6 protein-coding genes are annotated in these 6,734 nt (G+C 68.3%); 3 read left to right on the forward strand and 3 right to left on the reverse strand.

The features are described 5' to 3' along the window. The 3 genes from VFM98_RS05850 to VFM98_RS05860 form a co-directional block, all read right to left on the reverse strand. Nucleotides 1-1,247 (reverse strand): homoserine dehydrogenase (locus tag VFM98_RS05850; protein ID WP_325108962.1); only part of this gene is annotated, 1,247 nt, incomplete at its 3' end. Further along, nucleotides 1,244-2,290 carry a DUF1176 domain-containing protein gene (locus tag VFM98_RS05855; protein ID WP_325108963.1) on the reverse strand — a complete coding sequence of 349 codons (1,047 nt, stop codon included), beginning with the start codon at nt 2,288-2,290 and terminating at the stop codon, nt 1,244-1,246. The genes VFM98_RS05855 and VFM98_RS05850, both read right to left, overlap by 4 nt. A 12-nt stretch (nt 2,291-2,302) precedes the next feature. Beyond that, nucleotides 2,303-3,529 carry a pyridoxal phosphate-dependent aminotransferase gene (locus VFM98_RS05860; protein WP_325108964.1) on the reverse strand — a complete coding sequence of 409 codons (1,227 nt, stop codon included), beginning with the start codon at nt 3,527-3,529 and terminating at the stop codon, nt 2,303-2,305. A gap of 99 nt (nt 3,530-3,628) precedes the next feature. Here VFM98_RS05860 and VFM98_RS05865 point away from each other — a divergent pair, with 99 nt between their 5' ends. From VFM98_RS05865 to VFM98_RS05875, 3 genes are all read left to right on the forward strand, one after another. Further along, entirely contained in the window at nt 3,629-4,000 is a 372-nt protein-coding gene (locus tag VFM98_RS05865) for an Mth938-like domain-containing protein (protein ID WP_325108965.1), read from the forward strand. 128 nt (nt 4,001-4,128) lie between these two features. Next, on the forward strand, nt 4,129-4,605 hold the full coding sequence (locus tag VFM98_RS05870; RefSeq protein ID WP_325108966.1) for a peroxiredoxin: 477 nt from the start codon (nt 4,129-4,131) through the stop codon (nt 4,603-4,605). Nucleotides 4,606-4,822: 217 nt separating this feature from the next. Beyond that, entirely contained in the window at nt 4,823-6,520 is a 1,698-nt protein-coding gene (locus tag VFM98_RS05875) for a PhoH family protein (protein ID WP_325108967.1), read from the forward strand. The last annotated feature ends 214 nt before the right edge of the window (nt 6,521-6,734 follow it).

Raw genomic sequence — 6,734 nt, forward strand, 5'->3', positions numbered from 1 at the left:
TCGTTCATCGTGCCTTCGCGCACGCTGTGCGTCAGCAGGATCAGGTCGGTGTGGGTCGAGCCGGCGCCGCCGACGGCGGCGGCCTCGCGCTGCAGCATCGCGTCGATGCTGATGCCGGCGGTGGCCAGCAGGCCCGCCACCTTGGCCAGCACGCCGGCCTGGTCGGCCACCCGCAGGCGCAGGTAGTAGCTCGTGACCACCTCGCTCATGGGCAGGATGGGCGCGTCGCTCATCCGGTCCGGCTGGAAGGCCAGGTGCGGCACGTGGTGCGCCGTGTCCACGGTGTGCAGGCGCGTGACGTCCACCAGGTCGGCGATCACGGCGCTGGCGGTCGGCTCGCTGCCGGCGCCCTTGCCGTAGTACAGGGTCGTGCCGACGGCGTCGCCCTGCACCACCACCGCGTTCATCGCGCCCTCCACGTTGGCGATCAGGCGCTTGGCCGGCACCAGCGTCGGATGCACGCGCAGCTCGATGCCCTTGGCGGTGCGCTTGGTGATCCCCAGCAGCTTGATCCGGTAACCCAGCTGCTCGGCGTACTCGATGTCCTGCGAGGACAGCCTGGTGATGCCCTCGACATAGGCCTTGTCGAACTGCACCGGCACGCCGAAGGCGATGGCGCTCATGATCGTGGCCTTGTGCGCGGCGTCCACGCCCTCGATGTCGAAGGTGGGATCGGCCTCGGCGTAGCCGAGGCGCTGCGCCTCCTTCAGCACCACCTCGAAGTCGAGGCCCTTGTCCCGCATCTCCGAGAGGATGAAGTTGGTGGTGCCGTTGATGATGCCGGCGATCCACTGGATGGTGTTGGCGGTCAGGCCCTCGCGCAGCGCCTTGATGATCGGGATGCCGCCGGCCACCGCGGCCTCGAAGGCGACCATCACGCCCTTGGCATGGGCGGCGGCGAAGATCTCGGTGCCGTGCACGGCCAGCAGCGCCTTGTTGGCGGTGACCACGTGCTTGCCGGCCTCGATCGCCTCCATCATCAGCTGGCGCGCGATGCCGTAGCCGCCGATCAGCTCCACGACGATGTCGATGTCGGGGTTGGCCAGGATCTCGCGCGCGTCCTTCACCACCTTCGCGCTGCCGTTCACCACGGCCTCCGCGCGGGCGGTGTCGAGGTCCGCCACCATGGTGATCTCGATGCGGCGGCCGGCGCGGCGCTGGATCTCCTCCTGGTTGCGGCGCAAGACGTTGAACACGCCGCTGCCCACGGTGCCTATGCCCAGCAGGCCGACTTGGATCGGTTTCACTTTCTCTTTTCCTCTGTGGTCCTCGGTCCGGCCGGCGGCAGCACCTCGCTCACGAGCGTCGTGAGCATCCAGGGCCCGCCGGCCGCCACCAGCCGGCACATGCCGGTGGTGGATTCTTCCGTGTGGACGAAGCGCGCCCCGTCCCACACCCATTCTTCGATCGCGTAGCAGTCGCCCAGGCCGCGGCCCTTCTGCATGGCGAGGATGCGGCTGCGCTCGGGCTCGAACACGGTGCCGCTGGTGGTGATCGTCACCGGCGTGTAGGGCGGCTTGTCGGCCGCCACCCAGAACCCGTAGCCGACGTTGTAGGCCGCGACCCAGCAGCGCGCCGACACCAGCACCTTGTGGCCCTGCAGGCGCCAGGCCTTGGGCGCTTCGCCCGGCTCCTTCAGGTCGGGGCAGTCGCCCGGCGCCTTGCGCAGGGTGCGCAGCACCGCGATCGCCAGCGATGTGCTGGCCGGCTGGCCGACCGCCGCGGCCTGCACCACCGGCTTGGGCAGGGGGTGCAGCACGCCCTGCTCGCCGCGGCTGCCCTTGCGCACCAGCGCGCCGCGGGTGCCGAGCCGGCCCTGGATGTCGTCCATGCGCAGCAGCACCGCGGCGGCCCCGTCGTCGGAGAGGCGCCAGCGCTGCGGGCCCGCCACGAACGCGATCTCCTCGTTGCGCAGCAGCGCCTGCAGCAGCGCCGCCACCTGGGCGGGCTGCAGCGTGCCGACCGCTTCGCCGGCCTGCAGCGCGACGGCCCCGAGGGACTGGCCGGCGATGGTGAGCTCCACCTGCGCCGGCGGCGCGGACTTGCCCTCCTCGGAGGTGCCGAGCGCGACCTGCGCCGTCACCGGGCGCGCGGGGCCCGCCTCGCGCACCAGCAGCACCGAGACCGCCGGCGACGCCTCGCCGGCCTGGTAGCCCGCGGCGCGGCAGGTGCGCGTGTTGTCGCAGGCCAGCTCCCAGTCGCGGTGGGTGAACTGCACGCCCGCCCACGACGCCGACGCCGCCAGCGCAGCGAGGCCGGCGAGCATGCGCAGGGCGAGGCGGGGGCCCATGGCAGCGGCGCGTCAGGCGCTGTGCCGGCGCCGGTACTGCTCGAGGAAGCGGGCGATGCGGCCCACCGCCTCGCGCAGGTCGTCCTCGTGCGGCAGGAACACGATGCGGAAGTGGTCCGGCGCGTGCCAGTTGAAACCGGTGCCCTGCACCAGCATCACCCGGGTCTGCTGCAGCAGCTCGAGGAAGAACTGGCGGTCGTCCTGGATCGGGTAGAGCTTGGGGTCGAGCCGGGGGAACATGTACAGCGCCGCCTGCGGCTTGACGCAGCTGACGCCGGGGATCGCCGTGATCAGCTCGTAGGCCAGGTCGCGCTGGCGGCGCAGCCGCCCGCCCGGGCCCACCAGCTCGTTGATGCTCTGGTAGCCGCCCAGCGCCGTCTGGATCGCCCACTGCCCCGGCACGTTGGCGCACAGGCGCATGTTCGAGAGCATCGTGAGGCCCTCGATGTAGTCGGCCGCCGCCTTCTTGTCGCCCGAGACCACCAGCCAGCCGGCGCGGTAGCCGCAGGAGCGGTAGCTCTTGGACAGCGAGTTGAAGGTCAGCGTGAGCACGTCCTCCGACAGGCTGGCGATGGCCGTGTGCTTGACGCCCTCGTACAGCACCTTGTCGTAGACCTCGTCCGCGAAGATCACCAGGCCGTGCTGGCGCGCGATGGCGACGATCTCGCGCAGCAGCTCGTCGGAGTAGAGCGCGCCGGTGGGGTTGTTGGGGTTGATGACGACGATGCCCTTGGTGGCCGGCGTGATCTTGCGGCGGATGTCCTCGGGGTCGGGCATCCAGCCGTTGGCCTCGTCGCACAGGTAGTGCACCGGCGTGCCGCCGGCGAGCGCCGTGCAGGCCGTCCACAGCGGGTAGTCCGGCGAGGGGATCAGCAGCTCGTCGCCCTCGTCCAGCAGCGCGTTGGTGGAGATCGCGATCAGCTCGCTGGCGCCGTTGCCCAGGTAGATGTCGTCCAGCGTGACGCCGCGGATGCCCTGCTGCTGGGTGTAGTGCATCACGGCCTTGCGCGCCGCGAAGATGCCCTTGCTGTCCGAGTAGCCGGCCGAATTCGGCAGGTTGCGGATCATGTCCTGCTGGATTTCCTCGGGGGCGTCGAAGCCGAACGGGGCCAGGTTGCCGATGTTCAGCTTGATGATCTTGTGGCCCTCTTCCTCCAGCTGGCGGGCGGCATCCATGATCGGGCCACGGATGTCGTACAGCACGTTGGCGAGCTTGGCGGATTTGTGGACGGTCTTCAAAGGCCCTCCCCGGGCGATGGCACGACGTGAAACCTATAATTTGACCATAAACGGCAAGGACCTCTTCCGAGCGAGGCCGGCCCGCGACGCAAGCACACCTTGAAGCTCCAGCCCGATCGATCCGACGCACAGACCATCAGCGGCTACGGCCCCGGCTGGGTCGGCGTCGGCACGGAAAAAATCACGCACAACGTCGTGATCGGCTCGCGCGGCGAGCGCCTGCCCTGGGCGGAGAGCTTCGAGGCGCTCGGCCCCGAGCACTTCCAGCAGCTGGCGGACCTGAAGGTCGAAGTGGTGATCTTCGGCAGCGGCGCCCGCATCCGCTTCCCCAGGCCGGCCTGGCTGGCTCCGCTGGGCGCGGCGCGCATCGGCATCGAGACCATGGACACCGCCGCGGCCTGCCGCACCTACAACATCCTGGCGCAGGAGGGCCGCGAGGTCGCGGTCGCCCTGCTGCTGGAAACGCCCTGAGCCGCCCTCGGACAACGGCCCCGCGCCAGCGCGGCGAATTCGTTTGGCGGTAAAATCTGAGGTTGCGGTGGGCCTGCGCGAAGCCCGCCGGCTGCGCGCAAGACTGTCACACCAGAACCACACATCCTATGGCGATCGTTGTCAACAAACCCCTTCCAGAATTCGAGGCGAACGCCACTGGCGGCATCAAGGTCACGAACACATCGCACATGGGCCAGATCCTGGTGCTGTACTTCTACCCGAAGGACAACACCCCGGGCTGCACCACCGAAGCCATGCAGTTCCGCGACAAGTACAAGGATTTCGTGAAGGCGGGCGCCGTGGTGTTCGGCGTCTCGCGCGACAACATGAAGTCGCACGACGAGTTCAAGGCCAAGCTGGAACTGCCCTTCGAGCTGATCGCCGACACCGAGGAAAAGATGTGCCACATGTTCGGCGTGGTGAAGAACAAGATCATGTACGGCAAGAAGGTCAAGGGCATCGAGCGCAGCACCTTCCTGGTGGGCGCCGACGGCATCCTCAAGCAGGAATGGCGGGGCCTGAAGGTACCCGGTCACGTCGACGAGGTGCTGAAAGCCGTCAAGCTGCTGAAGAAAGCCGCCTGAACGGCACTGCAGGCGCGCGCCTGCAGCACTGTCGGGCTTGACGCATCCGTGCAACAGGCCTCCGGCTGACATTGTTGCACCCGGCCTGATGTGCATAATGAATTCATGCCGTTGACCCGGACGCGACGCGTCAGCATCGACAGAACCGAACAAGCCGCCCGGCCAGCCTGGCGGCTTTTTTGTTTCCCGCCTACCTCATCTGGAAGCTGTACCTCTTATGCCCCTGCCCCCCGCACCGACCAAGCGCGCCGCCATGCTCCCGCCGGAGGCCTTCGACGCCCCGGCCCGTTCCTCGCGCAAGGCGGCGCGAAAATGGGCGGCGCCGGCGGCCGATGAGGCCGTCATCGCCGACCTGCCCCAGGTGCACGACGATTTCGACCCGCGCGGCTTCGGCGGGGAGTTGCCGGTGGAGTTCGGCGAGGTCGAGGCGGAAGCGGCGGTCGACGCGCCGGTGCCCGCCGCCCGCACCCGCCGCAAGGACGTGACGGCCCCGGCTGCGCTGCCCAAGAAGAAGAAGGCCGAAGGCCCCAAGAAGATGTTCGTGCTGGACACCAACGTCCTGATGCACGACCCGATGAGCCTGTTCCGCTTCGACGAGCACGACATCTTCCTGCCCATGGTGGTGCTGGAGGAGCTCGACGGCCACAAGAAGGGCACCACGGAAGTCGCCCGCAACGCGCGCCAGGCGAGCCGCTCGCTCGACGCCCTGGCCGGCGCGGCCGGCGCGGACATCGCCCACGGCCTGCGGCTGGACACCACCGGCCACCGCGAAGCCGGCGGCTGCCTGTTCTTCCAGACCATGCCGCTGTCGCCCTCGGGCCTGCCGATGGGGTTGCCGCCCGGCAAGGCCGACAACCAGATCCTGAGCGTGGTGCAGGCCCTGCAGGAAAAGCACGCACCGATGCAGGTGGTGCTGGTGTCCAAGGACATCAACATGCGGGTCAAGGCGCGGGCCCTGGGCCTCGTGACCGAGGACTACAAGAACGACAAGACGCTCGACGACCTGGACCTGATGTATGCGGGTTCGCTGGCCCTGCCGGCGGACTTCTGGGCCAAGCACGGCAAGACGGTGGAGAGCTGGCAGCAGGGCGTGCACACGTTCTACCGCATCAGCGGGCCGATCGTGCCGGCCCTGTTCATCAACCAGTTCGTCTACTTCGAGGCGCCCGGCGAGCCGAGCCTCTATGCGCGGGTGATCGAGATCCGCGGCAAGACCGCGGTGCTCAAGACGCTGAAGGACTACGGCCACCTGAAGAACGCGGTGTGGGGCGTGACCACGCGCAACCGCGAGCAGAACTTCGCGATGAACCTGCTGATGGACCCGGAGGTGGACTTCGTCACCCTCACGGGCACGGCGGGCACCGGCAAGACGCTGATGGCGCTGGCGGCCGGCCTCACGCAGGTGCTGGACGAGCGCCGCTACACCGAGATCATCATGACCCGCGCCACCGTGAGCGTGGGCGAGGACATCGGCTTCCTGCCCGGCACCGAGGAGGAGAAGATGGGCCCGTGGATGGGCGCGCTGGACGACAACCTGGAGGTGCTGGGCAAGACCGACAGCGCCGCCGGCGAGTGGGGCCGCGCCGCCACCAACGAGCTGATCCGCTCGAAGATCAAGATCAAGAGCATGAACTTCATGCGCGGGCGCACGTTCCTGAACAAGTACGTGATCATCGACGAGGCGCAGAACCTCACGCCCAAGCAGATGAAGACGCTGATCACGCGCGCCGGCCCGGGCTCCAAGATCATCTGCATGGGCAACCTGGCGCAGATCGATACGCCCTACCTGACCGAGGGCTCCTCGGGCCTGACCTTCGCGGTGGACAAGTTCAAGGGCTGGCCGCACAGCGGGCACATCACGCTGGCGCGCGGCGAGCGCTCGCGGCTGGCGGATTTCGCGAGCGAGGTCCTTTGATGTGGTGCAGCGGCTGATCGACGGTCTTTCTTAACGCAGAAGCCACAAAAGAAGCAGCCGAAAGCCGCAGAAGGAATCCATTCCATTGGATGTCCCTTTGCGGCTTTTGCGTGACTTTGGCGGCTTCTGCGTTCAATCTGCTCGCCCAGCCACCACGCTCGCATCAGCGCGACGCCATCGACCGCGCAGTCGGGAACGGATACGCCGGCTGGAG

It is taken from the genome of Ramlibacter sp. (assembly GCF_035706265.1).
Taxonomy (GTDB): Bacteria; Pseudomonadota; Gammaproteobacteria; order Burkholderiales; family Burkholderiaceae_C; genus Ramlibacter.

What these genes read in the sequence shown, in the direction of transcription:
- VFM98_RS05855 (WP_325108963.1), bottom strand. Translation starts at nt 2,290, where the DNA reads ATGGGCCCCCGCCTCGCCCTGCGCATGCTCGCCGGCCTCGCTGCGCTG.
- VFM98_RS05870 (WP_325108966.1), top strand. Translation starts at nt 4,129, where the DNA reads ATGGCGATCGTTGTCAACAAACCCCTTCCAGAATTCGAGGCGAACGCC.
- VFM98_RS05875 (WP_325108967.1), top strand. Translation starts at nt 4,823, where the DNA reads ATGCCCCTGCCCCCCGCACCGACCAAGCGCGCCGCCATGCTCCCGCCG.